Below are 25,967 nucleotides of genomic sequence, written 5' to 3' on the forward strand. Positions count from 1 at the left end.
ATGGGTTACACACTGAATTTCGCCGCCGTCTGGCGCAGCTTCATGCCCTTGCTGGATGGGCTGGGCCTGAGCCTGGTGCTGGCGGCCGAGAGCATTGCCATCGGCATGCTGATCGGGTTGCTGGTCAGCTTTGCCTTGATCTCCAAGCTGGGCGTGCTGCGCCGCACCGCCGGCCTGTACGTCACGGTCATCCGCAACACGCCGATTCTGGTGCTGGTGCTGTTTACCTATTTCGCGCTGCCCAATGTGGGCCTGCGGCTGGACGAAATTCCCTCCTTCGTGGCCACCCTGGCGATCTATTCAGGCGCTTATCTGGCGGAGGTGTTTCGTGCAGGGCTGCTGTCGGTGCCGGCCGGCCTGCGCGAGGCCGGCCAGACCATTGGCCTGAGCAAGATGCAGATCCGCACGTCCATCATCCTGCCGCTGATGTTCAGAAATGTGCTGCCGGCGCTGGGCAACACAGTGATTTCACTGTTCAAGGACACCTCTTTGGCAGCGGTGATCGCGGTGCCCGAGCTCACCTTCCAGGCCCGCAAGATCAATGTGGAATCCTTCCGCGTAATTGAAACCTGGGTGGTGGTCAGCCTGATCTACGTATGTACCTGCGCCGTGCTGGCCGCCGTGTTCCGGCGCATCGAGCGGCAACTCTCCATCCCACGGTAATCGCCATGGACTTCACATTCTCAGAATTCATCCAGCAGCTCTGGATCGTCCGCGGCTCGATTGCCTATGGGCTCGGGGTGACCATGGCGATTGCCGCCAGCGCGATCGTCCTTGGCACGGTACTGGGCATAGGCGTGGGCCTAGCGCTGACCTATGGGGGCCGCCCTTTACGCTGGCTGGCGCGTGGCTACACCGACTTTCTGCGCGGCACACCGGTGCTGGTGCTGGTGCTGGCCGGCTACTACGTGCCGTCGGCCATCGGCATCGGGCTCAGCCCGCTGCAGGCCGGCGTGCTGGCCCTGGCGGTGTTCTGCAGCTCCCACGTAGGCGAGATCGTGCGCGGCGCGCTGCAAGCCATCCCCAAGGGACAAATGGATGCCGCCAAGGCCATCGGCCTGACATTCCGCCAAACCTTTGCCTCGGTGCTGATGCCCTTGGCCCTGCGGCAGGTGCTGCCCGCCTGGGTGAATACTGCGGCGGAAATCGTCAAGGCATCCACCCTGCTGTCGGTGATCGGCGTGGGCGACTTGCTGCTGGCCTCGCAGGAAATCATTGCCCGCACCTTCATGAACCTGCCGTTCTATTTTCTGGCCGGGTTTCTGTACTTCAGCATCAATTTCTCCATCGAGCGCTTCGGACGCTTTGTGGAAAGAAAAACGACCATTCCATCGTGAGGACCTCTTGATGAGCAGCAATATTCTGGAAATCAGCAACCTGCACAAGCGCTTCGGCGATGTGGAAGTGCTCAAGGGCGTGGACTGCGCCATGCAGCAAGGCGACGTGGTCTGCATCATCGGCTCCAGCGGGTCGGGCAAGACGACCATGCTGCGCTGCATCAACATGCTGGAGGAGTTCAACGACGGGTCGATCCGCATCGCCGGGCAAGAAATCGGCTACGAAATGCGCGGCGGCACACGGCGACGCAAAAGCGAACAGGAGATTGCCCGCCAGCGCGCGCTCACCGGCATGGCCTTCCAGCAGTTCAATCTGTTCCCCCACATGACCGCCACCGAGAACGTCACGCTGGGCCTGATCAAGGTCAAAAAAATGGGCCGGGACGAAGCCGTGGCGGTGGCCGAGCGCTGGCTGGACCGCGTGGGCCTGCTGGCCCGCCGCAACCACTACCCCGGCCAGCTGTCCGGCGGCCAGCAGCAGCGCGTGGCGATTGCCCGGGCCATCGCCATGGAGCCCAAGCTGATGCTGTTCGACGAGGTGACATCCGCGCTGGACCCGGAACTGGTGAACGAAGTCCTGCTGGTCATCAAGGACCTGGCCCGCGAGGGCATGACCATGCTGCTGGTCACGCATGAAATGCGCTTCGCCTACGAGGTATCGACGCGGGTGATCTTCATGAACCAAGGCCGCATTGCCGAAGAAGGCAATCCGCGCGAGATGTTCGTCCAACCCCAAACCGAACGGCTGGCCGAGTTCCTCAAGAGCTCTGCCTTCAACTGAACCATGAGAGGACACCTGTGAGCATCATTCGATACGGCGCCGGCGAGCGCGGAGCGGGCGGCCAGGCATTGCCCTTTGCCCGCGCGGTAGAGGCGGACGGCTGGCTGCATGTTTCCGGCCAGGTGGCCATGGAGGGCGGCGAAATCATCGCCGGCGGCATCGTCGCCCAGACCCACAAAACGCTGGAGAACCTCATCGCCATCCTGACCGAAGCCGGCTACGGCGTGGAAGACGTGGTGCGGGTCGGCGTGTGGCTGGACGATCCGCGCGACTTCTGGACCTTCAACAAAATCTACGCCGGGTATTTTGGGGATAATCCGCCAGCCCGTGCTTGCGTACAGGCGCAGATGATGGTCGACTGCAAGGTCGAAGTCGATTGCGTGGCCTACAAGCTCAAAAGCGGCAACAACACCAACCCCTGAAATTCAGCAACGGAAGTCCCTATCCATGACGGTTGTCGATGACAGTCTCTCCAATCGCCGCTCCAGGGGGCTGGACCGCGCTTTCGAGATCCTCGACTTTTTCAGATCGCACCGCAAACCGGCACGGCCGAATGAAATCGCAGCGCTGCTGGGCGCGCCACGCTCGTCCGTCTACGAGCTGATCAATCTGCTGCTCAAGCACGGCGTGCTGGAATATTCTGGCAGCGAAGGCCAGGTGTTTCTGGGCCGCAAGCTGCACTTCCTGGGCAGCGCGTATGCAGAGCATTTCGACCTGATGCGCGAATGCGAAAAGTCTCTGGTGCGCATCACCCAGGAAACCCGTGAAACCGCCCAGCTCTGCATGCTGGACGGCAACAAATACACGGTAGCGCTGATGAAGGAAGGCATACGCCCTTTCCGCATCTCGTCCAACGTGGGCGAAGCCATGCCGATTCCCTGGACCGCATCCGGGCGCCTGCTGCTGGGGCATTTGTCGGACGGCGAAATTCTGAACCTGATTCCCAAGGAAGACTTCAAGCTGCCGAACGGCGACTGGCTCGATACCCAGGCCTTCCTCCAAGAAGCCCGCGAGGCCCGCACCGCCGGGTACTTCACCTGCGGCAGCATCGTCGACAGCTTCACGCAGTGCTTCGCAGCCCCGGTGTACCAGGGCGAGAAGGTGTGCATCGCCACGCTGTGCCTGGTTGCCCCGCGTGAGGATGGGCAGCGCAATCAGAAGGAATATCTGGACTGCCTGGTCAGCACGGCCAGCGATCTGACGCAGAGGCTACGTGCTACCTGACGGTAAAACAACCGTCAAATATGCCTCTAGCGCAGGTAGTGCCTGCGCTAGCAGCTACTAATTAAATAGCAGCCAGGGTTTCCCAGCGCCCACTGCGCTGCGAGGCAAACAGCGCGTCGATGATGCGCATGTTCTGGACCGCGTCTTCCACGCCGTAGAGCAACGGCGCTTCACCGCGGATCGCCAGCGAGAACGCATCGCCTTCCAGGCTGTACTGGTCGCAGGGCGCAAAACTTTCCACCCTGGCGCTGGCGCCGCCCAGCTGCTTGCCGTTGTCGATGAAGATGCGCGTGGCCTCAAACGGCGGCGCGTTGAACGGGATTTCGATTTCCACCCGCTGCTGCGTGCCCACCACCTGCACGCGCTGGTAGGGCGTGGACTGGGTGGACACGGTGAAGTCCAGGTGCCGGCCGCCGCCAAAGTCCAGCAGCGCGCTGAAAGTGCGGTCGACGTTGAACTCGGGGTCGATATCGGCCAGCGCCATCACACGCACCGGCTCGGCGCCGAACAAGAAGCGCCCGGCCACGATGGGGTAGCAGCCGATGTCGAACAGCGCGCCGCCGCCCTTGGCCGCGTCGTTGCGGATGTTCTCGGGATTCCGGTTGAAGTAGGAGAACCAGGCCTGCACCGTGCGCAGCTCGCCCAGGACGCCGCTTTGCACCAGCTCGCGCGTGCGCAGCCACTGCGGATGGAAGCGCACCATGAAGGCTTCCATGATGTGCACCTTGCCAGCCACTTCGCGCAACTGCGCTGCCTCATTGGCATTCAAGGCGATCGGCTTTTCGCACAGCACATGCTTGCCGGCGCGGGCTGCGGCCAGGGTCATGGGCACATGCAGGTCGTTGGGCAGCGGGTTGTAGATGGCCTCGATGTTCGGGTCGGCCAGCAGCTCTTCGTAGGAGCCGTAGGCGGTAGGGATGCCCAGCTTGTCGGCCGCAGCCCGCGCCGATGGCAGCGAGCGCGAGGCAATCGCCTGCACATCGCACCACTGGCTGCGCAGCAGCGCCGGGGTGACCTTTTCCATGCCGATCTTGGCGGTGCTCAACACCCCCCAGCGCACTTTTTGCATATCAGGCAGCCTCTTTGTAGAAGAACGGGCGCAGCACGCGGCCGGGCAGCGGGTTCACCGCGTTGTGGATGGCGGCGATGTGGTCGGGCGTGGTGCCGCAGCAGCCGCCGACGATGTTGACCAGGCCTTCGGCGGCGAATTCGCGCACCAGGGCCGAGGTGACTTCAGGCGTTTCGTCGAAGCCGGTGTCACTCATGGGGTTGGGCAGGCCGGCGTTGGGGTAGCAGCTGATGAAGGTATCGGGCGCCACCTTGTGCAGCTCCTGGATGTAAGGGCGCATCAGCGCGGCGCCGAGTGCGCAGTTCAGGCCCACGGCCAGCGGCTGGGCATGGCGCACGCTGTGCCAGAAGGCGGTCACGGTCTGGCCGCTGAGGATGCGGCCCGAGGCATCGGTCACCGTGCCACTGATGATCAGCGGCAGGCGCTGGCCCGAGTCTTCGAAGTATTCGTCCACCGCGAACAGCGCGGCCTTGGCGTTCAGTGTGTCGAAAATCGTCTCGACCAGGATCACGTCAGCGCCGCCTTCGACCAGCGCTTTGGTCTGTTCGTAATAGGCTTTGCGCAGCTGCTCGAAGTTGACGTTGCGCGCGCCGGGGTCGTTCACGTCAGGGCTGATGCTGGCGGTCTTGGGCGTGGGGCCGAGGGCGCCAGCGACGAAGCGCGGCTTGTCTGGCGTACTGTATTTGTCGCAAGCAGCGCGGGCGATGCGGGCGGACTCGAAGTTCATCTCGATCGCCAGGTCGGCCATGTCGTAGTCCTCCTGGGCCACGGTGGTGGCGCCGAAGGTATTGGTCTCGATCAGGTCCGCACCGGCGGCCAGGTAGCCTTCGTGGATGTCGCGGATCACGTCGGGCCGGGTCAGGCTCAGCAGCTCGTTATTGCCCTTCACGTCCTTGTGAAAGTCCTTGAAGCGTTCGCCGCGGTACTGCTCCTCGGTCAGCTTGAAGCGCTGGATCATGGTGCCCATCGCGCCATCGAGGATGGCAATGCGTTGCGCCAGGATGGCGGGCAGTTGTTGGGCGCGGGTGTAGGTGGGCGTTTTCATGAGGGCTCGATTGTAGGAAACCCCGGCACCGCCCCACTACACCGCGACCAGTGGCCCCAGTCCGCGTAGGCGTACGGCGTCGCGCAGCGGAGGCTGGCCGTACATGCGGGCGTATTCGCGGCTGAACTGCGACGGGCTCTCGTAGCCGACGGTGAAGCCAATGCTGGCCGCATCCGCCTGGCCGGCCAGCAGCAGGCGCCGGGCCTCCTGCAGGCGGATCTGCTTCTGGTACTGCAGCGGGCTCATGGCGGTGACGGCCTTGAAATGCCGGTGGAAGGTGGAGGCGCTCATGTTGGCGCGCTGCGCTACCGCGGCTATGCGCAGCGGCTCGGCGAAATGGTCGCGTATCCAGCCTATGGCCCGGCCCACCTGGGCCAGGCGGCTATGGGCCAGCGCGATCTGGCGCAGCATGGGCGCCTGGGCGCCGGTCAGCAAGCGGTAGAGGATTTCGCGCTCGGCCAGCGGCGCCAGCATGGGGATGTCGGCCGGCCGGCCCAGCAGCCGCAGCAGGCGCACGGCGGCATCCAGCAGATCGGGCGTCACCGGGCTGACCGCCAGGCCGGGCAAAGGGGCGTCCTGGGCTGTGCCAGGCAGGCTCAGCAACATGTCGGCCAGCACCGCAGGGTCCAGCTCCAGAGACAACGCCAGATACGGCGCCTCCGGGCTGGCCTGGATGACCGAGCCGGTGATGGGCAAGTCCACCGACACCACCAAATACTGGCCGGCAGCGTATTCCACGATGTTGTCACCCAGCAGCGCCTGCTTGGCACCTTGCGCCACGATGTACAGCATGGGCTGGTAGACCACGCCCATGGGCAGCGTCGGGGTATCGGAGCGCACCAGGCCGACGCGGGGGATGGCGGTGCTGGTCCGGCGCCCATCGCAGTGTTGTGCAATCAAGGCACACAGCTCTTTAAGCGAGTCTGGCGTAGGCAAGGGCAACATGCGAGGATTATGCAAGAGCTGCGCAGCATCAGGCTACCGCTGCACAGGCCGGCACGCGGATAGTCAAGCTCTTCACCATTCAGGAGCAACCCATGTCTTTCCAACCCCACACCTGGTTCATCACCGGCGCAGCGCGCGGCATCGGCGCCCACACCGTGCAGGCCGCGCTGGCCACCGGCCACAACGTGGTCGCTACGGCCCGCAAGCGCGACAGCATCACCCTGGCCGACGACCGCCTGCTGGCGCTGGACCTGGACGTCACCGACGCCGCCCAGGCCCAGGCCGCGGTGCAAGCCGCCGTGGCCCGCTTCGGCCGCATCGACGTGCTGGTCAACAACGCCGGCTACGGCCAGCTCGGCCTGTTCGAAGAAAGCACGGCGGCCGATGCGGAGCAGCAGTTCGCCACCAATGTGTTCGGCCTGTTCCACGTCACCCGCGCCGTGCTGCCGGTGATGCGCCAGCAACGCGCCGGCCATGTGTTCAACCTCTCGTCCATCGCCGGCATGCGCGGCATCCCGGGCGGCACGCTGTACTGCGCCAGCAAATTCGCGGTGGAGGGCTTTTCCGAAGGGCTGGCGCAGGAGCTGGCCCCGTTCGGCATCCGCGTCACCATCGTGGAGCCGGGCGCATTCCGCACTGACTTTCTGGACGGCCAGTCGATGCGTTTTGGCAACCAGGCCATCGCCGACTACGCCGCGCAGTCGGCCCAGATCAGCGCAAGCTTTGGTGCCCGCAACCACCTGCAGCCCGGCGACCCGGTGCGGCTGGCTGCCATGCTGCTGCAGCTGGCGGCGCACCCCCAGCCGCCGCTGCGTTTTGCGGCGGGCAGCGATGCGGTGGCCATTATTGGGGCGAAGATTGAGGCGCTGCGGGGGGAGTTGGAGGCTTGGCAGGGGATGTCCGTAACGACGGATTGGGGGGTCTAGGGTCAAGTGGACCGCATTCGAATTGGCAGATATCTGTTTCTGATTGCGGTTGCATCTAATATTCCTCGTCTATGTCATCTTCGTAGCGCTGTATTTCTCCTTGATATGTATCGAAATCTTTAATGCCATATTTAATTTCTCCAACAGTATGGAGACGTAATGAGTTTTCAACAAACGCAAGTGGAAATCGCACCAAGGAATCGTCAACAGGCTCCATAGAATTATATGCAGCAGTTAACTTAAAAATATCCTCCATTTCAAAGTTCTCTACATCTAATTCAAACAACGGCTTTGGCGTAGTGAGGTCCGGTTTCAACTTATGGGGGAAGAGAACCAGATTTGAGCCCTCAGCACGTTGCGCCGACGAAAATAAAACACCCTCAATTGGAGGTTCATGTTGGGTTGCGAGGAATTCAGCCATTACTTGTGTTCTCAAGTACAACTTCTCCGCACCGGGGCGAATAGGTTCTCGAACCATGCGATGTAGCGTCTTTAGGAATAGCCTAAGCTCGCTATCGTTTTGATACTCAGGATCAAATATGCTTAGTGGAGACTCGCTAAACGAGTTTTCTAGAACTCGAAAATCAAGGACTACTACCGGGCGTGTGAGACGAAACTCCGCAGATGCGATCATCGAATCAATATGCGGCCGCAATTCGGAAACACAGGTATCACGGTCTGAAGATCCATAGAAAACGGGAACGCCTTCTGCGTTCATCCGACCTGCTCCAGCAAGGTGAGGCGGTGCTGGTCCTAGTTCTCGTGCAGTTGCTGCATAGAACTTTTTGAATTCACGTTCACCATCTACGCGGCGGGCACGATAGATAGGAAACTCGATACTCGGTTCAAGTGTACGAATGGCACCTGTAGTTTCGAACATAAATTCGCTGATTGCAGGCAAAGGTGGCCAATCAGGAGGCTTGATTGCATGAAGATTGGAAATGTCTGCAAACAACGTCTGCAGAAACAGCTTCGCCTCTGCATTAAAAAATCGCGAACGATGATGAATACTTTCCTCGAAGTCTCTCCATAGCATTTGGATCCGCGTTGTCGAGGGTCGCACCCGCACATAGGAAATCTCCGTATCAAATAGTGGTTCCCCTCCGTCCTGATACTCCCTATGACTGAGTGAAGATGCCTCATTTGCCAGTGCTTCAATTAAAAGATCATCCTCGATACCCAACAAATCACCTATCCAATACTCCAGGGAATCGCCCTCTTGTGATTGATCCGTGTACATATCTTCGTCTCTATAACTAGGCCAAATTCGGCCTGGCCTTATGACATGTGGAAGTACCTCCCGGAGCCATGATCCGACCACTTCTATTTGCACACACTTGCGCCGCAGCCCACACACCGCGCATCTGATACGTTCACCATCCGCCCTGATTCGTTTTGAAAGCACTTCATCACAGATGCAGTTGCAGCACATGTAGTCGGTGCCAGATAGTGAGGGTGAGTAAAGAGCTTTTGCCATCGAATCAGCATACTGCACGCAGTCTCGTAGACAGGGAAACGTACTACCCCAGAGGGTGCGTAGGTACCATTTTTGACAGCCCATGTTATTCCCACCCGCGCCAGAGGCTCTCTCGTATTCAACTTCTCCCTGCAACCTTACACAAGCTTGCCACCGTCAAGCCGCCCCAGGCCCGGGCACAATAGCGCCTTCCCACCAGCCCCACGCCGGTTTACCCCTCAAATCAGCCCCTAGCGCAATCATCACCTGCGCCAGTAGCTATAAATTCCAGAGCAAAAGCATTGTCCTCGTCCCCTCTCGCCATCCTGCATGAAACCTTTGGCTATGAGCAGTTTCGGGGGCCGCAGCAGGCCATCGTTGAGCATGTAGTCGCAGGCGGCGACGCGCTGGTGCTGATGCCTACCGGCGGCGGCAAGTCGCTGTGCTACCAGATACCGGCGATTGCGCGGCAGCTGGACGGACATGGCATCACCATCGTGATTTCGCCGCTGATCGCGCTGATGCACGACCAGGTGGGCGCGCTGCACGAAGCCGGTGTCAAGGCGGCGTTTTTGAATTCCACCTTGTCGTTCGACGAAGCGCTGGACGTGGAGCGCCGCCTGGTGCGCGGCGACATCACCATGCTGTACGCGGCGCCCGAGCGCATCACCACGCCGCGCTTTCTGGAGCTGCTGGACGACCTGCTGGCGCGCCGGCAGCTGAGCCTGTTTGCCATCGACGAGGTGCATTGCGTAAGCCAGTGGGGCCACGACTTCCGCCCCGAATACCGCGCGCTGACGGTGCTGCACCAGCGCTATGCCAGCGTGCCGCGCATTGCGCTCACCGCCACGGCTGACGCGCTGACCCGGGCCGACATCGTCGAGCGGCTGCAACTGGAAGAGGCGCAGCATTTCGTCAGCAGCTTTGACCGGCCGAACATCCGTTACACCATCGTCGAGAAGAAGGACGCGACCACGCAGCTGCTGCGCTTCATCGAGCGCGAGCACGACGAGGATGCGGGCGTGGTCTATTGCCAGTCGCGCAAGCGGGTGGAAGAAGTGGCGCAGACGCTGTGCGAGCACGGCATCAACGCCCTGCCCTACCACGCCGGCCTGGACGCCAAGCTGCGCCAGACCCACCAGGACCGCTTTCTGCGCGAAGAAGGCATCGTGATGGTGGCGACCATCGCCTTCGGCATGGGCATCGACAAACCCGACGTGCGCTTTGTCGCGCATCTGGACATGCCGAAGAACATCGAAGGCTATTACCAGGAGACCGGCCGTGCGGGCCGCGATGGCCTGGCCGCCGATGCCTGGATGGTCTACGGCCTGCAGGACGTGGTGAACCAGCGCCGCATGATCGACGAGAGCCCGGCCGGCGAAGAATTCAAGCAGGTGATGCGCGGCAAGCTGGATGCGCTGCTGGGCCTGGCCGAGGCGACGGATTGCCGCCGGGTCCGGCTGTTGAAATACTTTGGGGAAACCTCCCACGCCTGCGGCAACTGCGACAACTGCCTGGAGCCGCCGCAGGTATGGGACGGCACCGAGGCGGCGCGCAAGCTGCTGTCCACCATCTACCGCATCCAGCAGATGAGCGGTATTAGCTTTGGCACGGGCCACATCATGGACATCTTGCGCGGCAAGACCACCGACAAGGTGAACCAGTTCAACCACAGCACGCTCAGCACCTTTGGCCTGGGTGCGGAGTACAGCGAACAGCAGCTGCGCGGTGTGCTGCGCCAGCTGATTGCGATTGGCGGGGTGGCGGTCGAAGGCGAATACAGCACGCTGTGCCTGACTGAAGGCTCGCGCGCCGTGCTGAAGGGCGAGGTGCCACTGATGCTGCGCGCGTCCCTCTCCGGCCCGGCAGAGCGCAAGCCCAAGCGCGACCGCAGCGGCAAAAACGGCAGCAGCGCCGCCAAATCCGCCGTGGCGGCCGCACTGGACGACGCAGCCCAGGTCCGCTTCGCGGCGCTGAAAGCCTGGCGCGCCGAGGTGGCCCGCGAACACAACCTGCCGGCCTATGTAATCTTCCACGACGCCACCCTGGCCGCCATCGCAACCCTGGCGCCGGACAGCCTGGACGCGCTGGCCGGCGTAAGCGGGCTGGGCACGAAAAAGCTGGAAGCCTATGGCGAAGCCGTGCTGCGGGTTTGCGCCGATACTGCTACGTAAATAATAGCTGCCCGCGCAGATAAAACATGCGCTGGCGGCCTGTTTGGCTTGGAAGTCGAGCGGGCCACGCCCTCAGTGCATAAACCCCATGCCCCGGGACTCACGCACCTCGGGTTTGATGCGGTGCTCGGCCTCCAGCTGATCCATGAACTCCTCCGGAGCCAGCTGCGCATCCAGAATTTCGCCCTGGCGTTTGACGGCGGCAAAGTCGCCGGGGCAGAGCTGGTCCATGCGGGCTAAACGGGCTTTCAGGCTGTCGTCCAGCCGGCTGGTATCGCCGCCCAGGGCTTCCACCACGAACATGGTTTCGCGCTGCGTGCGCAGCAGGGGCTTGAACTGGATCTTGAAGGTGAAGCGGCGTAGCGCGGCTTGGTCTATGCGGTCCAGCAAATTGGTGGTGCAGACAAAGATGCCGCGGTAGCGCTCCATGCCTTGCAGCATTTCGTTTACCTCGGTGACCTCGTAGGTGCGCTGGGCGCCGCGCCGGTCTTGCAGAAAGCTGTCGGCCTCGTCGAGCAGCAGCACGGCTTTTTCGGCCTCGGCTTCTTTGAACATGGCGGCCATCTTCTGTTCGGTTTCGCCGACGAATTTGCTCATCAGGTCGCTGGCCTGCTTGACCAACAAAGGCTTGTCCAGCGCCTTGGCGATGTGCTCTGCCAGTGCAGTCTTGCCGGTGCCGGGGGCGCCATAGAAGCACAGCGTGCCGTGGCCGCGGGCTTTCAGCGCCTGCACGATGCGCGGCACCTCGAAGCGGCTTTCCACGTTGAGCATGTCCAGGCTGTACTGGGTGACGGAGGGGCGCGCGCCGGCATCGGCCAGGCGGTTTCCCAGGGCCTGGTCGGCGTTCTTCAGTTGGCGCTCAATCAGGCCCTCAAAGGCCGTGTCGGTCTGCGGTGTAACCAGCCCGGCGAAGCGCACGGCGGTGCGGATTTGCGCCGGGGTCAGACCCTTGCGTTCGGTGAGCTTGGCCACAAACGCGTCCGACACCTGCACGCCTTCCAGCGTCTTGCGCACCAGGCCTTCGCGCGCGCCGGGCGGCGGCGACTTCAGCTCCAGGTGGTAGGCGAAACGGCGGCGGAAGGCCGGGTCGATCTGCTCGATGCGGTTGGTCACCCACAGCGTGGGCACGGTGTTGGACTCCAAAATCTGGTTCACCCAGGCCTTGCCGCTGACCGAGCCGGAGCTGGGCGCGGCCACCTGCTCGGCCCGCGCCATGAGCTGGGCGGCCTCGGAGCTGATGGGTGGGAACACATCTTCCACCTCGTCGAACAGCAGCGCCGCCTGCACGCTGCCTTTCAGGAAGACCTGGGCGATCTGCAGCGAGCGGTAGCGGTCGCGCCCGCTGAGCGAGTTGCCGTCGCGGTCGGCGTATTCCACCTCGAACAGGTCCAGCCCGGCGGCCTGGGCGACGACGCGGGCCAGCTCAGTCTTGCCGGTGCCGGGTGGGCCGTAGAGCAGCACGTTCACGCCGGGTTCCTTGCGCGCCACGGCGTTGCGCAGCAGGGACACGAGCACCTGGGTGTCGTCCAGCACATAGGTGAAGTCGGTCAATGCCAAAGCGCTCTTGGTGGCCGGGCGGGTGAACACGGCCATCAGCTCACTCTGGTCGCGGTATTCGCGCATCAGCACGGGTGGCAGCTTTTCGCTGACCTTCATCAGGTCGGCCAGGTCGGTGATGTTGTGCTCGGAAATCAGGTTCTCCACCAGGCCGATGCGCTCCAGCCGCGAGCCGGCACGCAGGGCCTCGCCCACCTCGGCCGGACTGACGCCGGCGACCTCGGCAATCGCCGCATAGGCCTCGGGCGCGTTGTTCACCTTGACCTCGACCAGGATGGTGCGCAGGTCGCGCTGGTAGCGGGCCAAGGTGCCGTAGAGCAACAGCGCACGCTCGGCCTTGTTCAACTGCAGCAGGCCGGACAGGGCGTCGATGTTCTTCTCCACCAGGGTGGACTGTTTCTTCAGCGCGTGGGTCAGCCATTCGCCGGTGACCGCCAGGGCAGAAAGCAGGTCTTTCGGCTGGTCCTTGGCGTATTCATCCAGGTAGAAGAACAGCGTGCCTTCTTCATAGGGGCCGCGCCAGATGCCATGGCGCTCCAGGAACTCGGTGGTACCCAGGTCGTCATGGCCACGCCAGAACTCGTTGTCCTTGCAGCGGCGCAGCAGGAATTCACGTAGGCGCAGCAACACCGGCTGCGGCCACACCAAGTGCCTGCCGGCCATGGCCAGCAGGCTGTTCAGGTCGCGCCGCACATTGAATTTGGGGCCTTGGCGCGCCACCAGGGTCAGCACAAAGTGCGAGCACATCAAATCCAGCACCGGCGCAGCCTTCAGCCCCGGTGACGGAATCAACGGTGCGTGGGCAGAATCGGAAACCAAGCGCTTCGCCATGGAAATGCTCCCTAGCCACAAAGTGGTTTGTTGCCGCACCATAACGCAGGCTGTCAAGCATGGGAAGACATGGCCCGTGAAATATGCCCGGTAGAACCCGCATAGGGATAAATCCTGAAAATTGGTACGATGTCCAACTTGCAGGTTTCGGCCTGCCGCGCTGCCCGGTCGGGCAAGTTTTTAACACCACCCCGAGGAATATCTATGTCCAGCCCTGATACCAGCGAACACGGCGCCAGCGCCCACGCTCCCGCCGATGCCGTGGAAGCCATCGTGCCGATGATTCCCATGGTCCTGCCCCTCGTTGGTGGCGTGCTGATCTTCCTGCTGGCCTTCATCGCCGTATCCATGGCCTGACACCAGCTTGGCGCCAGTCCGGCCGGACTTGACGCCACTTTGAAAGAGCGCCCGCCTGGACCACAGGCCGGCGCAGCGTTTTATGCAATGTAGAACGCCGTTTTTGCCGTATCCACACCCCTGATTCCACCCTTTTTGCTATTTTTTCTATAGCTGTTGGCGCAGCATTTGTATGCGCTATGGCCTGGAAATATGCGCCATTCTCACGCCCATCATTTCGGCACATAACCTCATGCAACGTTTGCATACATTTTGCGTGTAATCACACCGTAACTTTGTCCTGGCTCTTTAGAATCGAACTCCCAGCCTGCCCGCGCTGACTGCGCCGACCGCCGACTGAGTAGCAAAGCCGTTTTCTGAAAAGGCCGCTCCCGCATCGAGCCTCTTTTTGAAAAGACGATTTTCAACTTAGGAGTACCTCGATGAACGCACGCACCATGGACCTGGGACTGGACCTCAACGCCCCCGATTACGTCAAAAACACCCAGCTCCTCGCCTGGGTTGCCGACATGGCCGCCCTGACCCAGCCCAAGGCGGTGTACTGGTGCGATGGCAGCGAAGAGGAATACGCCCGCCTCTGCCAACAACTGGTGGACGCCGGCACCTTCAAGAAGCTCAACCCCGCCAAGCGCCCCAACTCCTTCCTGGCCTGCAGCGACCCCAGCGACGTGGCCCGCGTGGAAGACCGCACCTATATCTGCTCTGAAAAGAAGGAAAACGCCGGCCCCACCAACAACTGGATGGAACCCGCGGAAATGCGCGCCACGCTGAACCCGCTGTTTGCCGGTTGCATGCAGGGCCGCACCATGTATGTAGTGCCGTTCAGCATGGGCCCACTGGGCTCGCCCATCGCCCACATCGGCGTAGAGCTTTCCGACAGCCCCTACGTGGCCGTCAACATGAAGACCATGACCCGCATGGGCAAGGCCGTGGTCGAGCTGCTGGGCACCGACGGTGCCTTCGTCCCCTGCATGCACACCGTGGGCGCACCGCTGGCAGAAGGCCAGGCCGACGTGAAATGGCCTTGCAACAAGACCAAGTACATCGTGCACTTCCCGGAAACCCGCGAAATCTGGTCCTACGGCTCGGGCTATGGCGGCAATGCCCTGCTGGGCAAGAAATGCTTTGCGCTGCGTATCGCCTCCAATATGGGCCGCGACCAAGGTTGGCTGGCCGAGCACATGCTGATCCTGGGTGTGACCAACCCACAGGGCAAAAAGTACCACGTGGCAGCCGCCTTCCCCAGCGCCTGCGGCAAGACCAATTTCTCCATGCTGGTGCCTCCAGCCGGTTTTGATGGCTGGAAGGTCACCACCATCGGCGACGACATCGCCTGGATCAAGCCCGGTGCCGATGGCCGCCTGTACGCCATCAACCCCGAAGCCGGTTACTTTGGCGTGGCCCCCGGCACCAATTACCACACCAACCCGAACTGCATGGCCAGCCTGGACAAGGATGTGATCTTCACCAATGTGGCGCTGACCGACGACGGCGACGTGTGGTGGGAAGGCATGGAAAAGGACAGCGGCAGCCTGCCCGACCATCTGATCGACTGGCAAGGCAAAGACTGGACGCCCGCAATCGCCCGTGAAACCGGCGCCAAGGCCGCCCACCCCAATTCGCGCTTCACCGTGCCAGCGACCAACAACCCCGCGCTGGACCCAGCCTGGGACGACGCCGCGGGTGTGGCGATCGACGCCTTCATCTTTGGCGGCCGCCGCTCCACCACCGTGCCCCTGGTCACCGAAGCCCGCAACTGGACCGAAGGCGTGTACATGGCCGCCACCATGGGTTCGGAAACCACTGCCGCCGCCGTCGGCCAAATGGGCGTGGTGCGCCGCGACCCGTTCGCCATGCTGCCTTTCACGGGCTACAACATGAGCGACTACTTCCAGCACTGGTTGAATATGGGCGACAAGCTGGCTGCATCGGGCGCCAAGCAGCCCCCAATCTACTGCACCAACTGGTTCCGCAAGGGTGAAGATGGCAAGTTTGTCTGGCCTGGCTACGGCGAAAACATGCGCGTGCTGAAGTGGATGATCGACCGCATCGAAGGCCAAGCCACAGGCCAGGAAAACATCTTCGGCGTCAGCCCAACCTATGGCGAACTGAACTGGACCGGGCTGGACTTCACGCCGGCGCAGTTCGACACCGTCACCAGCATCGACAAAGCCACCTGGCAGCAAGAACTGGTACTGCACACCGAGCTGTTCACCCAGCTGGCCTACCACTTGCCGCAAGCTCTGGTGGATACGAAGAAGGCGCTGGAGCAGCGCCTGGCGGCTTGAAGCAACGCCTAAAGCAAAAAGCCCCGCACAAAATGGGCGGGGCTTTGGGGCCTAATGTCCGGCCTACGGTGCGGCCGGCAGTGCCTGATCGCCAGGCCTTGTCGGCAGCGCGGTTTGCGCGATTACAGGTGTGCGGACAGGCGGTACTGCGCAGCAGCATAAGCTTGCGCGTCCAGACGGTCAAAAGCAGCCAGCACAGCACGGCCCAGACGGCCTGATACGGGAGCCTTCTCTGCCACCACGGTAGCGTCGGCTTCTGCGTGACGGCCCATGGCGACTTGCAGGTCGGCCATGATGCGGGGGTCGCTCAAAGCGGTGGCCCACAGGCGTTGGTCAGCACGGGCACGGGCCTGGCGTTGCGACCATGCATCCAGAGCCTGTACGATGCGGACGGCGGCGCGGCGGGCCGTACCGGCAAACAGTGCCAGCGCAACAAAGCCCACGGCCCACACGGCGCCCCAGGCGGCCAGCAGATGGCCTTCGCTCCAGTTGTCTACCAACTGGTCGGCAGCGACCACCAGTGCGGACACAATGGCTGCCAACAAAATGGTGGACAAACCCTTGGCGGAGTCAAAACGTTGGGACAGGCTACCGTTGGCCGACTCAGCACGGGTTGCGCCGGCATGTGCGGTAGGGAAGCTGGTTTGGGCAATGCTGGTCATGGTAATTTCCTTTGGATCTAGCGTCCTCTGGACGGGATCGCCGTAGACGCAAACGAATATTAGGGTTTACACCCATACGATCCAACTTTATCTTTGTGATGATCTCCATTCACCATGGTGATGAATGGCCTGCTGTCGGCATACAAGGAGAGCAGTTCAATCAGCCTGGGCCCGACGCTCACTCCTGTCTGTGGATATAGGTTGAATTGGCCTCTCGCGCAGATATTCTCTGCGCAAGTAGCTCTTATTTTTATAGCAAATAATGTTGGCAAATACGGTATGCAAAAACGGTTTTCTGGCACGTGCATCAGACGTCGTACCTGCACATAGCCATGACGCCACACCGTATCCATAAAGCAACACATCGCACTTATTACCGCACAAACGCTTACGCCACCCGCCATGAGCCCGCCTAACTTTCGCACTTTCGACCTCAATCTATTGCGGGTGTTTGATGAAATCATGGCCGAGCGCAGCCTCACCCGGGCAGCGCAAAACCTGGCACTGACCCAGCCAGCTGTCAGCAATGCGCTGCGGCGCCTGCGTGAAACCCTGGACGACGAGTTGGTGCGCCGGCGCGGCCAAAGCCTGGAGGCCACGCCGCGCGCCCTGGCGTTGTGGCCGGTGGTACGCGAGGCCTTGCGGCAGCTGCAGGCTTCACTGGTACCCAGCGACTTCGTACCTGCGCTGGCGGACAACACCTTTGTGCTGGCCATGGCCGACGCCACGGCGGCGGAGCTGATACCCGGGCTGGTGGACATTCTGGAAACCGAGGCGCCCGGCATCTCGCTGCGCGTGGTGCCACTGACCACGCGCGACCCGCGCAAACTCTTAGAGGATGAGTTGGCCGACCTGGCCGTTGGCTATTTCCCGGCGGTGATGAGCGACCTGACGGCCCGTGCCCAGGTAGGCAAGGCCACGCCGTATGCGCACCAGCGCCTCTACGACGGCCAGTATGTCTGCGCCATGCGCAAAGACCATCCACTGGCCCCCGCCGGCCTGACGCTGGACGCGTTTTGCGCGGCACGCCACCTGCTGGTGAGCTTTTCCGGCCGGGCTTTTGGCTTTATTGACGAAGCCTTGGCGCGCCAGAAACGCGAGCGGCGCGTGGTACTGACGGTGAACCAATTCTTCACCGCGGGCCGGGTCGTAGTCAATTCGGACCTGCTGACGGTGCTGCCACGGCATTTCGTCAGCGTCACCGGCATGGCCGATGCACTGCAGCTGCAAGAGCTGCCATTCACGGTGCCGGCTGTACACGTCGATGCGCTATGGCACCGGCGTATGGAGCATGACGCAGCCCACACTTGGCTACGCCTGGCTTTGGCGCGCTCCGCCAAAAAGGCGTTTGCGCCCTAAGAAAATGTCAACGCTCTCAGCGCATCACGCTGAGAAAGGCCAGTGCCGCGCCACGCAGTTCGGCGGACTGGTAAGGGTTGGTGCCAGAGCGGGCACCCGCGCTTTCCATCAAATCCTGGGCCACATTGGGCGTGTCTTTGCGGCGACGGATGGCAGGCACGGCTGCGCTGACGCTACGGAACAAGATCTTTTGGAGGAGCAGACTCAACATACAAATACCACCGGACAAACGGTGAAAAACAACGATGCTTGAAGAATAAGGGTTTTCCCTAGACATTCAAGCCCCAAGCTATGCGCTTGATGCATAACCTCGTGCAGACCGCCTGTGACAGGCATTTTCTGTGCAGTTATAGACAGGCCCGATCCCGCGTAGACTGGCCCTGCCATGAAGATCCAACTGCTGTCCGACCTGCACCTAGAAACCCACCCAGACTTCGCACCCACGCCCGCGCCAGACGCCGATGTGCTGGTGCTGGCTGGCGATATCGGCTCCTACCAGGCGGGCTCGCGCCTGGACGATAGCGACTTCGGCCTGGCCCGCTTCTCCCCCCTGCCCCAGCACGCAGGCTGGCCCACGCCGGTACTTTTCGTGCCCGGCAACCATGAATACGACGGGCTGGATTTCGACACCGCCCACCAGCGCCTGCGCGCCACCTGCGAACGCTTGGGGCTGGCCTGGCTGGAGCGTGAAACCCTGGAGCTGCAGGGCGTACGCTTCATAGGCACCACGCTGTGGAGTGACTTTGACGCACTCGGGCCGGACGACACAGCCACCGAGGCTACCCTGGGCCAGCAGCTCAAGGCGCGTGACAAGGCCTTTCGCGCCGCCAACTACTATTTGACAAAGAACACGGCCACCCGCGACGGCCAGCCCATGCTGGCCGATGCCATCCGCGAGCAAGCCTTGGCATGCCAGGCCTGGCTGCGCACGGCACTGGCCACGCCCTTTGCCGGCCCCACGGTAGTGGTCACCCACTTTGCGCCTAGCCTGCACAGCGCCGACCCACGCTACGGGCGCACGCCGGGCACGGCCGGTTTCTGCAATGCCTTGGACGATCTGCTGCCGCATGCGCAGCTATGGTTGCACGGCCATCTGCATGCCCCCAGCGACTACGTGCACCGCGGTTGTCGGGTCGTAGCTAACCCCAGAGGCTATGCCCGCAAGAACGAGCAGCTGCACTTCCAAGAGGCGCGCTGCATCCAGCTGTGAACCATGTTTACTATGGTTTTAATAGCTGTTAGCGCTGGTAATACCTGCGCTAACGGGCAATCAGACCTTCAAAGCAGGTAGACAGCACCCATTCAATGATCTGCTCGTCGCTGTGCTGGCCGCCGGCCTGCAAAAAGCCCAGCACCGGGTCGCAAGCACGCGCATACAGCGTGTACAGCACGGCCACGGCCGGCAACTGCGGGTTGATCTGGCCGGCGGTTTGCGCTGCCTGTATCCAGCCGCCGAGCTGGTCGCTGACCTGCACCAGCACATCCAGGTAGGCGTTATTGCCCATCAGATTGGCACGCAGGCTGGAGTTCTGGCTGGGTAGCGAAGGCATTTCACCGGCCAGTTGCACCTGCATGGCCCAGCGCACCAGGGCTTGCAGCTTCAACAAAGGGGCATCGGTGGCTGGCAGGGTTTGCAGAAAGTCCCGTGTGCGCTGCAGCACACGCACCATGGCGGCGGCGGCCAGGTCTTCCTTGCTGGGGAAATGCTTGTACAGGCTGGCCTTGGCAATACCCACGCCCAGCGCCACCTCGTCCACCGTCATGGCGTCAAAGCCCTTTTCGGCCAGCAGACGGTTGACTGTCTGCACGATGGCCTCTTCACGGGCCTGCAGCATCTGCTGCTTAAAGGAAATTTTGGGTTGGGGGGAAGAGCGCATACCGCATTTTAAGTGCAGATGCACAAAATAAGAACTGCGGGTCTATTGTTAGACCCACAAGTCACTAAACACAATATGCGTACAACGGATATTCGAAAAATTCAGTCATATTATCTTTATTTTTATTTAAAAGTCGATTGTATCGACGCATTTATATTTCGCTACATATACCATTTGTACCCATTGCATACTTGCTTGTGAATCCAATGTACTTAGTGGGTTTTCTAGCGCTTTATCTGTGATTTAAATCTGGGGCGGGCGGACAAAATTTAATTGCCCGTCCATCAACCCAGAGGATCACCATGCAAATCAGCAATGCAACCACCATTCCCGCCAGCACTGCCAAAGCGTCTACGGCAACCTCCAAAAACTCCTCCGTCCATGAAAAAAGTGCGAAAGCATTTAGCGCGGCTACTTCCGATGCCATGGGTCTGGCTAATTCGACGGGTACAGCGGCTAAAACCCTGAACAGCAGCGCCGTAAATACCGTGAAATCGGCGGCAGAAAATGCCACATCCACTGTTGCAGAAGGTGCCAAAGAATTAAAGAATGCCTATAACAGCATGACCAACGGTATCAGCAATGCCGCCAGCAACGCAGTACAGGCGGTAGAAAACACCGCCAAATCCGCGGTCGATAGCACAGTAACCCTGGCCAGTGAAAGCGCGGACGGTTTAAAAACCGCCTATAACGCCACCGCAAAAGGTATTGGCAAGGTTGCCAGCGCCGCCGCCGAATATACCCAAGCGGGCATATCGAACGCCACGCAGGTCGTCAGCGCATTGGTTTAGCCCACAGCCCGGCAATACCGAGCCAGGAGAATATTCTGTTTAAGTCCTATTGCCTGCGCGGGGTTGCGGTTGCAGCGTGTTTGCTGCAAACCGCATGTTCCATATTCTCGCCCGTACCGCTGTGGGAATTGGTCAAGGCTTCGGGTACGGCCGCCAGCACGCTCGTGACGGTCGGGCCCAGCAAGGCCAAGGACACGGTCTACCACATCCATCCTACTTTCGACAAAGTGTGTATTGAATTCAATCCGCAATCCCAAGCGGTTGAAGTTTTACCAGCGTTGCAATCCGAATTGCGCTTGCACCAAATAGAAAGTCGGATATATGAAGCCGGTACCGCTCCAGGTAACTGTGAAATCTGGCTGAATTATGTGGCCTATGTGGAATGGGATATTCCACCTTTTACCAACGACTATAAAACCTATTTAACCAGTACCACGCTGACATTACGTACGGCTGGCGGCAAGGTTTTATCCAAGAGCAGTTACGCATTGGACCCAACTTATGGCATGGGTAAATGGTCTTCCACACGCAGCAAGGTAGCTCCGGTGGTTACTGCTTTACTCACCGGTTTTGAAAACTAAATCCTGAAAGATTCATATGGCACAGACTATCTATCGCGTACACGCATATTTGATGACGATATTTGTATTGGGCGCGCTAGGAGCCTGCGCCGGATCGGACAGTATTGTCCCGCCACCTGTACGGGTAACGGCTTTGCAGCAGCCCATGGATATTGAGCCTGTTGCCACCGGTGCGATATTCCGCTCGAATATGACGGTAACCTCCTTATTTTCAGACCGCAGAAAGCCGACCAAAATCGGCGATGCCCTGAAAATAGATATTTCCGAAACCCTGAGCGCCACCAGCGAACAAACCAGCAATACCAGCAAGGAAACCAAGCTGACACAAAAAGGGCCGGGATCTGAATCCAACTCCCTGGGCAGCATCCTCAAGGGCATCATGAACGTGGACGCAACTGCCTCGGGCACCGACACGCTCAAGGGCTCGGGCACCGCCGGCAATAGCAGCAAGTTCAGCGGCCGATTGGCGGCGGCAGTGATCAACGTCATGCCCAACGGCTACCTGCTGGTGGCCGGCGAAAAAAGCATCGTGTTGAACAACGGCATGAGCACACTGCGCTTCTCTGGCGTGGTGAACCCGTATGACATTACCGCGGGCAATGTGGTCGCCTCTGGCGATGTGGTGGATGCCAAGCTGGAACTGGTCGGCAAGGGCGATGTGCAAGACGCTACGTCCCGCAACTGGATGCAGCGCATTCTGGCAAAAAGCCTGAGTTTTTGGTAGCCAGTCCCCTGGGCTGCGGGCAGGCTACCGCAGGCAGCTCTACCTGAGCCCAAGCCTTATTGCAGCGAGGCAGCCGCCGCGTCGGTCAGCGCGGCGCTCAAGGTGTCGAGCACCTCGGACTGCAGATTCCAGCAGTGCCAATAGAGTTGGATCAGCAGTGCCTCTTTCGGAACCAGATTGACCAGTTCCCCCTGGGCCAACAAATCCAGCACCAGCAACTCGGGCACCACGCTGATGCCCCAGCCGGCGCGCACGGCACGCACCTGGCCTTCGGAACTGGGCACGAAGACCTGGCGCAGAGACACCCGCTTGAGACCGTACTGCTGGCTGACGAACTCGCGCTGCATATCATCCTTGCGGTTGAAGGCGACAAATGGCACGTTGCGGAAGTTGTGCGCCGTCAAGCCATGCGGCAAGTGACGGCGTGCATATTCGGCCTGGGCCACGGCCACATAGCGCATGGCACCCAGGTGCACCACCTTGCAGCCGCGCAGGGCCTGTTTCAAAGTGGTGACGCAACCCAGCACCTGGCCTTCACGCAGCCATTCCTGGGTGAAGTCCTGGTCGTCAGTGATGATCTCCAGCGGCAAGCCCTGCGCCACCACGCCCTGCAAGGCGCCCATGGCCCAGGTGGCGATGCTGTCGGCGTTGATGGCGATCGACACCCGCTCCTCGTCGCGCGCGCCGCCGTTGATGCTGGGCGCCAGCTCCTGCATGTCGCGCTCCAGATCGGCGCGCAGCAGGCGCAGCTGCTTGGTGTGTTTGATGAGCAAATGGCCGGCGGCCGTGGGCTTGAGCGGGCGGCTGCGCACCACCAGCACGGTGCCGGCCTGTGCCTCCAGCGAGCGCAGGCGCTGCGACACCGCAGACTGCGTGATGTTCAGCCGCTGCGCCGCACGCTCGAAGCCCCCCTCTTCCACAATGGCGGCAAGGCATTCAAGGGCGTCGGGGTCAAAACTGCTCATGGAAGGCGAATGTACCTTAGGAGCCTAGCCGGTATGTGTACGACCGCTAAATCCGTTGCCGTAGCGGGCCAGGCTCAGGCCCTCCATGCTGATGTCCGGCTTGCGCTGCGACAGCAGGTCAGCCATCACACGGCCGGTGCCGGCTGCCATGGTCCAGCCCAGCGTGCCGTGGCCGGTGGACAGGTGGAGATTGGGGTACGGCGTTTCGCCCAGCACCGGCGTGCCATCGGGCGTCATGGGGCGCAGGCCGGTCCAGAACTCGGCCTTGGACACATCGCCGCCCTTGGGGAACAAGTCGGTTACCACGTGGTTCAGCGTGTTGCGGCGCTCTTCATGCAGCTCCAGGCTGTAGCCAGCCAGCTCGGCCGTACCGCCCACGCGGATGCGGTCACCCAGGCGGGTCACAGCGACTTTGTGGGTTTCGTCCATCACGGTGGACTCAGGCGCGCAGGCCGCGTCGGTGATCGGCACGGTGATGGAATAGCCCTTCACCGGGTACACCGGCAGGTTGAAGCCCAGCGGCTTCAGCAGGACGGGCGAATAGCTGCCCAGCGCCACCAGATAGCTGTCGGCCTGCAGCAGGCCCACGCTGGTATGCACACCGGTGATCTTGTTGCCATCGGCGGCAATGCGTTCGATATGCACGCTGGAGCGGAATTCCACACCCAGGGCCTCGGCCATCTTGGCCAGGCGGTTGGTGAACTTGAAGCAGTCGCCGGTTTCATCGCCAGGCAGACGCAGCGCGCCGACGAACTTTTCCTTCACCAGGGCCAGCGCCGGCTCGTGTTCCAGGTAAGCCTCGCGGTCCAGCAGCTGGTAGGGCACGCCGTACTGCTTCAATATTTCGATGTCCTTGGCCGTGCCGTCCAGCTGCTTCTGGTTGCGAAACAGCTGCAGCGTGCCCTGGCTGCGCTCGTCGTAAGCAATACCGGTGTCAGCGCGCAGCTGCTTCAGGCAGTCGCGGCTGTACTCGGCCAGGCGCACCATGCGGCCCTTGTTGACCTGGTAGCGTGCCTCGGTGCAGTTGCGCAGCATGGACATACCCCAGCGCCACATGCTCGGGTCCAGCAGCGGGCGTATCACCAGCGGGCTGTGGTGCATCATCAGCCACTGGATCGCCTTCAGCGGCACGCCCGGCCCGGCCCAGGGCGCCGAGTAGCCGGGCGACACCTCACCCGCATTGCCGTAGCTTGTCTCCAGCGCGGGGCCGGGCTGACGGTCCACCACCGTCACCTGGTGTCCGGCCTTGGCCAGGTAGTACGCGGTCGTGGTGCCTATCACCCCGCTGCCCAAGATCAGAACTTTCATGTGGCGCTCGCTTTGTGAGAAATTGAAACTTGTTGAAATATAAGTTGACCTAATTCATAACACCATGGTTTATTAGAAACTCTAATTCTGAATTAGGGTCTGTTGTGAGATGCTTGCAGTCCCAGAGACAACGGCCCCGCGCCGCAAGAAACACACCATGCCCAACACCCACCTGCTCATCAACGGCCAGTCCGTCCCCGCCAGCTCCGGCGCTACCTTCGAGCGCCGCAACCCGCTAGATGGCAGCATCGCCACCAGCGCCCCCGCCGCCACAGTGCAGGACGCAGTGGCGGCAGTAGAAGCTGCAGCCGCCGCCTTCCCCGCCTGGTCGGCCACCGGCCCGGGCCAGCGCCGCGCGCTGCTGACCAAGGCCGCGGCCGCACTCGAAGCCAAGGCCCCGGCCTTCATCGCCGCCATGGCCGCCGAGACCGGCGCGTCGGCCATGTGGGCGGGCTTCAACGTGCACCTGGCGGCCGGCACCTTGCGGGAAGCCGCATCGCTGACCACGCAGATCGGCGGCGAGGTGATTCCGTCCGACGTGCCGGGCAGCCTGTCCATGGGCCTGCGCCAGGCCGCCGGCGTGGTGCTGGGCATGGCGCCGTGGAACGCGCCGGTGATCCTGGGCGTGCGCGCCGTCGCTGTGCCGCTGGCCTGCGGCAATACCGTGGTGCTGAAGGGCTCGGAACTCTGCCCTGCGACCCACGGCCTGATCATCGAGGCTCTGCAAGAGGCCGGCCTGCCGCCGGGCGTGGTGAACTTCATCACCAACGCGCCGGCCGATGCGGCGGCGGTAGTCGAAGCTATGGTGGCCCACCAGGCCGTGCGGCGGGTCAACTTCACCGGCTCGACCCATGTGGGCAAGATCATTGCCGGCGTCTGCGCCAAGTACCTGAAGCCGGTGGTGCTGGAGCTCGGCGGCAAGGCCCCGCTGCTGGTGCTGGACGATGCCGATCTGGACGCGGCAGTCAACGCCGCCGCCTTCGGCGCCTTCGCCAATTCGGGCCAGATCTGCATGTCGACCGAGCGCATCATCGTCGACGAAAAAGTTGCCGACGCCTTTGTCGCCCAGCTCGCCGCCAAGGCCGCCAGTCTGCCGCTGGGCGACCCACGCAAAGGCCCGGTCGTGCTGGGTTCGGTGGTCGACATGAGCACGGTGCAGCGCTGCAACGCGCTGATCGACGATGCGCTGGCCCAAGGCGCCAAGCTGCTGTGCGGCGGCAAAGCCGACAGCACCTTGATGCCCGCCACCCTGCTGGACCACGTGACCTCGGCGATGAAGATCTACAGCGAAGAATCCTTCGGCCCGGTGAAAGCCATTGTCCGCGTCAGCGGCGTGGATGCGGCCGTGGCCTGCGCCAACGACAACGCCTACGGTCTGTCCAGCGCCGTGTTCGGCCGCGACATTGCACGGGCACTGCAGGTCGCCGGGCGCATCCAGTCCGGCATCTGCCACGTCAACGGCCCCACGGTGCACGACGAGCCGCAGATGCCCTTCGGCGGCGTCAAGGGCAGCGGCATCGGCAGCTTTGGCGGTGCCGCCGGCATCGCAGCGTTCACTGACCTGCGCTGGGTCACGGTGCAGACCACGCCACGGCACTATCCTTTTTGAGGCAAGTTATTTACTATAAAAACCGCCTGATTAGCTACCTGCCTCAGAGTATCGAAGAACAGTCAATGGAAGTGGCCGGGTCGTCACAGCCGCGCGCAGCA

General features: G+C 61.8%; 25 protein-coding genes. 15 read left to right on the forward strand and 10 right to left on the reverse strand.

Annotated elements, in window-relative coordinates; translation table 11 throughout:
• From AC07VY_RS24940 to AC07VY_RS24960, 5 genes are read left to right on the forward strand one after another with little or no spacing between them, the layout of a single operon-like run.
• Positions 1-663, forward strand: a complete 663-nt coding sequence (locus AC07VY_RS24940) for an ABC transporter permease subunit (protein ID WP_315231907.1) — start codon at positions 1-3, stop codon at positions 661-663.
• 5 nt (positions 664-668) lie between these two features.
• Entirely contained in the window at positions 669-1,337 is a 669-nt protein-coding gene (locus AC07VY_RS24945) for an amino acid ABC transporter permease (protein ID WP_495099872.1), read from the forward strand.
• 10 nt (positions 1,338-1,347) lie between these two features.
• Positions 1,348-2,118, forward strand: coding sequence for an amino acid ABC transporter ATP-binding protein (locus AC07VY_RS24950; protein ID WP_495099871.1), 771 nt, complete (start codon positions 1,348-1,350; stop codon positions 2,116-2,118).
• 23 nt (positions 2,119-2,141) lie between these two features.
• Positions 2,142-2,540, forward strand: coding sequence for a RidA family protein (locus tag AC07VY_RS24955; RefSeq protein WP_495099881.1), 399 nt, complete (start codon positions 2,142-2,144; stop codon positions 2,538-2,540).
• A 25-nt stretch (positions 2,541-2,565) separates the two neighbouring features.
• On the forward strand, positions 2,566-3,342 hold the full coding sequence (locus tag AC07VY_RS24960; protein ID WP_116607578.1) for an IclR family transcriptional regulator: 777 nt from the start codon (positions 2,566-2,568) through the stop codon (positions 3,340-3,342).
• A 61-nt stretch (positions 3,343-3,403) separates the two neighbouring features.
• Here AC07VY_RS24960 and AC07VY_RS24965 read toward each other — a convergent pair whose 3' ends face one another.
• From AC07VY_RS24965 to AC07VY_RS24975, 3 genes are read right to left on the reverse strand one after another with little or no spacing between them, the layout of a single operon-like run.
• Positions 3,404-4,411 (reverse strand): Gfo/Idh/MocA family protein, encoded by a 1,008-nt coding sequence (locus AC07VY_RS24965; RefSeq protein WP_495099870.1) that lies wholly within the window; start codon positions 4,409-4,411, stop codon positions 3,404-3,406.
• Position 4,412: 1 nt separating this feature from the next.
• Positions 4,413-5,456 (reverse strand): homocysteine S-methyltransferase family protein, encoded by a 1,044-nt coding sequence (locus AC07VY_RS24970; RefSeq protein ID WP_495099869.1) that lies wholly within the window; start codon positions 5,454-5,456, stop codon positions 4,413-4,415.
• 36 nt (positions 5,457-5,492) lie between these two features.
• Positions 5,493-6,401, reverse strand: coding sequence for an AraC family transcriptional regulator (locus tag AC07VY_RS24975; protein ID WP_495099868.1), 909 nt, complete (start codon positions 6,399-6,401; stop codon positions 5,493-5,495).
• A 92-nt stretch (positions 6,402-6,493) separates the two neighbouring features.
• Here AC07VY_RS24975 and AC07VY_RS24980 point away from each other — a divergent pair, with 92 nt between their 5' ends.
• Positions 6,494-7,327, forward strand: coding sequence for an oxidoreductase (locus tag AC07VY_RS24980; protein WP_495099867.1), 834 nt, complete (start codon positions 6,494-6,496; stop codon positions 7,325-7,327).
• 55 nt (positions 7,328-7,382) lie between these two features.
• Here the strand turns inward: AC07VY_RS24980 and AC07VY_RS24985 are convergent, their stop codons facing one another.
• The gene (locus AC07VY_RS24985) at positions 7,383-8,567 is read right to left on the reverse strand and encodes an RES family NAD+ phosphorylase (RefSeq protein ID WP_495099866.1); all 1,185 of its coding nucleotides are present in this window, start codon (positions 8,565-8,567) and stop codon (positions 7,383-7,385) included.
• A 518-nt stretch (positions 8,568-9,085) separates the two neighbouring features.
• Here AC07VY_RS24985 and recQ point away from each other — a divergent pair.
• Positions 9,086-10,957 (forward strand): DNA helicase RecQ, encoded by a 1,872-nt coding sequence (gene recQ, locus AC07VY_RS24990; protein ID WP_495099865.1) that lies wholly within the window; start codon positions 9,086-9,088, stop codon positions 10,955-10,957.
• A 72-nt stretch (positions 10,958-11,029) separates the two neighbouring features.
• On the opposite strand, the gene AC07VY_RS24995 is transcribed toward recQ, so the two are convergent.
• The gene (locus tag AC07VY_RS24995; RefSeq protein WP_495099864.1) at positions 11,030-13,345 is read right to left on the reverse strand and encodes an ATP-binding protein; all 2,316 of its coding nucleotides are present in this window, start codon (positions 13,343-13,345) and stop codon (positions 11,030-11,032) included.
• 204 nt (positions 13,346-13,549) lie between these two features.
• Here AC07VY_RS24995 and AC07VY_RS25000 point away from each other — a divergent pair, with 204 nt between their 5' ends.
• Positions 13,550-13,702: a hypothetical protein gene (locus AC07VY_RS25000; protein WP_495077046.1), complete on the forward strand. Its 153-nt coding sequence runs from the start codon at positions 13,550-13,552 to the stop codon at positions 13,700-13,702.
• A 422-nt stretch (positions 13,703-14,124) separates the two neighbouring features.
• The gene (locus tag AC07VY_RS25005; protein ID WP_495099863.1) at positions 14,125-15,990 is read left to right on the forward strand and encodes a phosphoenolpyruvate carboxykinase (GTP); all 1,866 of its coding nucleotides are present in this window, start codon (positions 14,125-14,127) and stop codon (positions 15,988-15,990) included.
• Between the two features lie 122 nt (positions 15,991-16,112).
• On the opposite strand, the gene AC07VY_RS25010 is transcribed toward AC07VY_RS25005, so the two are convergent.
• The gene (locus AC07VY_RS25010; RefSeq protein WP_495077044.1) at positions 16,113-16,652 is read right to left on the reverse strand and encodes a hypothetical protein; all 540 of its coding nucleotides are present in this window, start codon (positions 16,650-16,652) and stop codon (positions 16,113-16,115) included.
• Positions 16,653-17,054: 402 nt separating this feature from the next.
• Between AC07VY_RS25010 and AC07VY_RS25015 the strand changes: the two genes are divergently transcribed.
• A complete protein-coding gene (locus AC07VY_RS25015; RefSeq protein ID WP_495099862.1) occupies positions 17,055-18,011 on the forward strand; it encodes a LysR family transcriptional regulator in 957 nt (318 codons plus the stop codon).
• A 16-nt stretch (positions 18,012-18,027) separates the two neighbouring features.
• On the opposite strand, the gene AC07VY_RS25020 is transcribed toward AC07VY_RS25015, so the two are convergent.
• Positions 18,028-18,222 carry a hypothetical protein gene (locus AC07VY_RS25020; protein ID WP_490591676.1) on the reverse strand — a complete coding sequence of 65 codons (195 nt, stop codon included), beginning with the start codon at positions 18,220-18,222 and terminating at the stop codon, positions 18,028-18,030.
• A gap of 174 nt (positions 18,223-18,396) precedes the next feature.
• On the opposite strand from AC07VY_RS25020, the gene AC07VY_RS25025 reads away from it, so the two are divergent.
• A complete protein-coding gene (locus AC07VY_RS25025) occupies positions 18,397-19,221 on the forward strand; it encodes a metallophosphoesterase (RefSeq protein ID WP_495099861.1) in 825 nt (274 codons plus the stop codon).
• A gap of 49 nt (positions 19,222-19,270) precedes the next feature.
• Here the strand turns inward: AC07VY_RS25025 and AC07VY_RS25030 are convergent, their stop codons facing one another.
• The gene (locus AC07VY_RS25030) at positions 19,271-19,888 is read right to left on the reverse strand and encodes a TetR/AcrR family transcriptional regulator (protein ID WP_495099860.1); all 618 of its coding nucleotides are present in this window, start codon (positions 19,886-19,888) and stop codon (positions 19,271-19,273) included.
• Between the two features lie 302 nt (positions 19,889-20,190).
• On the opposite strand from AC07VY_RS25030, the gene AC07VY_RS25035 reads away from it, so the two are divergent.
• The 3 genes from AC07VY_RS25035 to AC07VY_RS25045 all read left to right on the forward strand — a co-directional run bounded on the left by AC07VY_RS25035 (position 20,191) and on the right by AC07VY_RS25045 (position 21,984).
• Complete coding sequence (locus tag AC07VY_RS25035) at positions 20,191-20,679, forward strand: hypothetical protein (protein ID WP_495099859.1); 489 nt, start codon at positions 20,191-20,193, stop codon at positions 20,677-20,679.
• An 80-nt stretch (positions 20,680-20,759) separates the two neighbouring features.
• Positions 20,760-21,260: a cell division protein FtsI gene (locus AC07VY_RS25040; protein WP_495099858.1), complete on the forward strand. Its 501-nt coding sequence runs from the start codon at positions 20,760-20,762 to the stop codon at positions 21,258-21,260.
• A 145-nt stretch (positions 21,261-21,405) separates the two neighbouring features.
• Positions 21,406-21,984, forward strand: coding sequence for a flagellar basal body L-ring protein FlgH (locus tag AC07VY_RS25045; protein ID WP_495077038.1), 579 nt, complete (start codon positions 21,406-21,408; stop codon positions 21,982-21,984).
• 56 nt (positions 21,985-22,040) lie between these two features.
• On the opposite strand, the gene AC07VY_RS25050 is transcribed toward AC07VY_RS25045, so the two are convergent.
• Both AC07VY_RS25050 and AC07VY_RS25055 read right to left on the reverse strand, forming a co-directional pair.
• Positions 22,041-22,949: a LysR family transcriptional regulator ArgP gene (locus tag AC07VY_RS25050; RefSeq protein WP_495077037.1), complete on the reverse strand. Its 909-nt coding sequence runs from the start codon at positions 22,947-22,949 to the stop codon at positions 22,041-22,043.
• Between the two features lie 24 nt (positions 22,950-22,973).
• Positions 22,974-24,257 (reverse strand): D-amino acid dehydrogenase, encoded by a 1,284-nt coding sequence (locus AC07VY_RS25055; RefSeq protein WP_495077036.1) that lies wholly within the window; start codon positions 24,255-24,257, stop codon positions 22,974-22,976.
• Positions 24,258-24,414: 157 nt separating this feature from the next.
• Here AC07VY_RS25055 and AC07VY_RS25060 point away from each other — a divergent pair, with 157 nt between their 5' ends.
• A complete protein-coding gene (locus tag AC07VY_RS25060; RefSeq protein WP_495099857.1) occupies positions 24,415-25,866 on the forward strand; it encodes an aldehyde dehydrogenase family protein in 1,452 nt (483 codons plus the stop codon).
• Positions 25,867-25,967 lie beyond the last annotated feature (101 nt).

It is taken from the genome of Rhodoferax sp. GW821-FHT02C08 (assembly GCF_059421805.1).

What these genes read in the sequence shown, in the direction of transcription:
- AC07VY_RS24940 (WP_315231907.1), top strand. Translation starts at nt 1, where the DNA reads ATGGGTTACACACTGAATTTCGCCGCCGTCTGGCGCAGCTTCATGCCC.
- AC07VY_RS24945 (WP_495099872.1), top strand. Translation starts at nt 669, where the DNA reads ATGGACTTCACATTCTCAGAATTCATCCAGCAGCTCTGGATCGTCCGC.
- AC07VY_RS24950 (WP_495099871.1), top strand. Translation starts at nt 1,348, where the DNA reads ATGAGCAGCAATATTCTGGAAATCAGCAACCTGCACAAGCGCTTCGGC.
- AC07VY_RS24960 (WP_116607578.1), top strand. Translation starts at nt 2,566, where the DNA reads ATGACGGTTGTCGATGACAGTCTCTCCAATCGCCGCTCCAGGGGGCTG.
- AC07VY_RS24965 (WP_495099870.1), bottom strand. Translation starts at nt 4,411, where the DNA reads ATGCAAAAAGTGCGCTGGGGGGTGTTGAGCACCGCCAAGATCGGCATG.
- AC07VY_RS24970 (WP_495099869.1), bottom strand. Translation starts at nt 5,456, where the DNA reads ATGAAAACGCCCACCTACACCCGCGCCCAACAACTGCCCGCCATCCTG.
- AC07VY_RS24975 (WP_495099868.1), bottom strand. Translation starts at nt 6,401, where the DNA reads ATGTTGCCCTTGCCTACGCCAGACTCGCTTAAAGAGCTGTGTGCCTTG.
- AC07VY_RS24980 (WP_495099867.1), top strand. Translation starts at nt 6,494, where the DNA reads ATGTCTTTCCAACCCCACACCTGGTTCATCACCGGCGCAGCGCGCGGC.
- AC07VY_RS24985 (WP_495099866.1), bottom strand. Translation starts at nt 8,567, where the DNA reads ATGTACACGGATCAATCACAAGAGGGCGATTCCCTGGAGTATTGGATA.
- AC07VY_RS24995 (WP_495099864.1), bottom strand. Translation starts at nt 13,345, where the DNA reads ATGGCGAAGCGCTTGGTTTCCGATTCTGCCCACGCACCGTTGATTCCG.
- AC07VY_RS25000 (WP_495077046.1), top strand. Translation starts at nt 13,550, where the DNA reads ATGTCCAGCCCTGATACCAGCGAACACGGCGCCAGCGCCCACGCTCCC.
- AC07VY_RS25005 (WP_495099863.1), top strand. Translation starts at nt 14,125, where the DNA reads ATGAACGCACGCACCATGGACCTGGGACTGGACCTCAACGCCCCCGAT.
- AC07VY_RS25010 (WP_495077044.1), bottom strand. Translation starts at nt 16,652, where the DNA reads ATGACCAGCATTGCCCAAACCAGCTTCCCTACCGCACATGCCGGCGCA.
- AC07VY_RS25015 (WP_495099862.1), top strand. Translation starts at nt 17,055, where the DNA reads ATGAGCCCGCCTAACTTTCGCACTTTCGACCTCAATCTATTGCGGGTG.
- AC07VY_RS25020 (WP_490591676.1), bottom strand. Translation starts at nt 18,222, where the DNA reads ATGTTGAGTCTGCTCCTCCAAAAGATCTTGTTCCGTAGCGTCAGCGCA.
- AC07VY_RS25025 (WP_495099861.1), top strand. Translation starts at nt 18,397, where the DNA reads ATGAAGATCCAACTGCTGTCCGACCTGCACCTAGAAACCCACCCAGAC.
- AC07VY_RS25030 (WP_495099860.1), bottom strand. Translation starts at nt 19,888, where the DNA reads ATGCGCTCTTCCCCCCAACCCAAAATTTCCTTTAAGCAGCAGATGCTG.
- AC07VY_RS25035 (WP_495099859.1), top strand. Translation starts at nt 20,191, where the DNA reads ATGCAAATCAGCAATGCAACCACCATTCCCGCCAGCACTGCCAAAGCG.
- AC07VY_RS25045 (WP_495077038.1), top strand. Translation starts at nt 21,406, where the DNA reads ATGGATATTGAGCCTGTTGCCACCGGTGCGATATTCCGCTCGAATATG.
- AC07VY_RS25050 (WP_495077037.1), bottom strand. Translation starts at nt 22,949, where the DNA reads ATGAGCAGTTTTGACCCCGACGCCCTTGAATGCCTTGCCGCCATTGTG.
- AC07VY_RS25055 (WP_495077036.1), bottom strand. Translation starts at nt 24,257, where the DNA reads ATGAAAGTTCTGATCTTGGGCAGCGGGGTGATAGGCACCACGACCGCG.
- AC07VY_RS25060 (WP_495099857.1), top strand. Translation starts at nt 24,415, where the DNA reads ATGCCCAACACCCACCTGCTCATCAACGGCCAGTCCGTCCCCGCCAGC.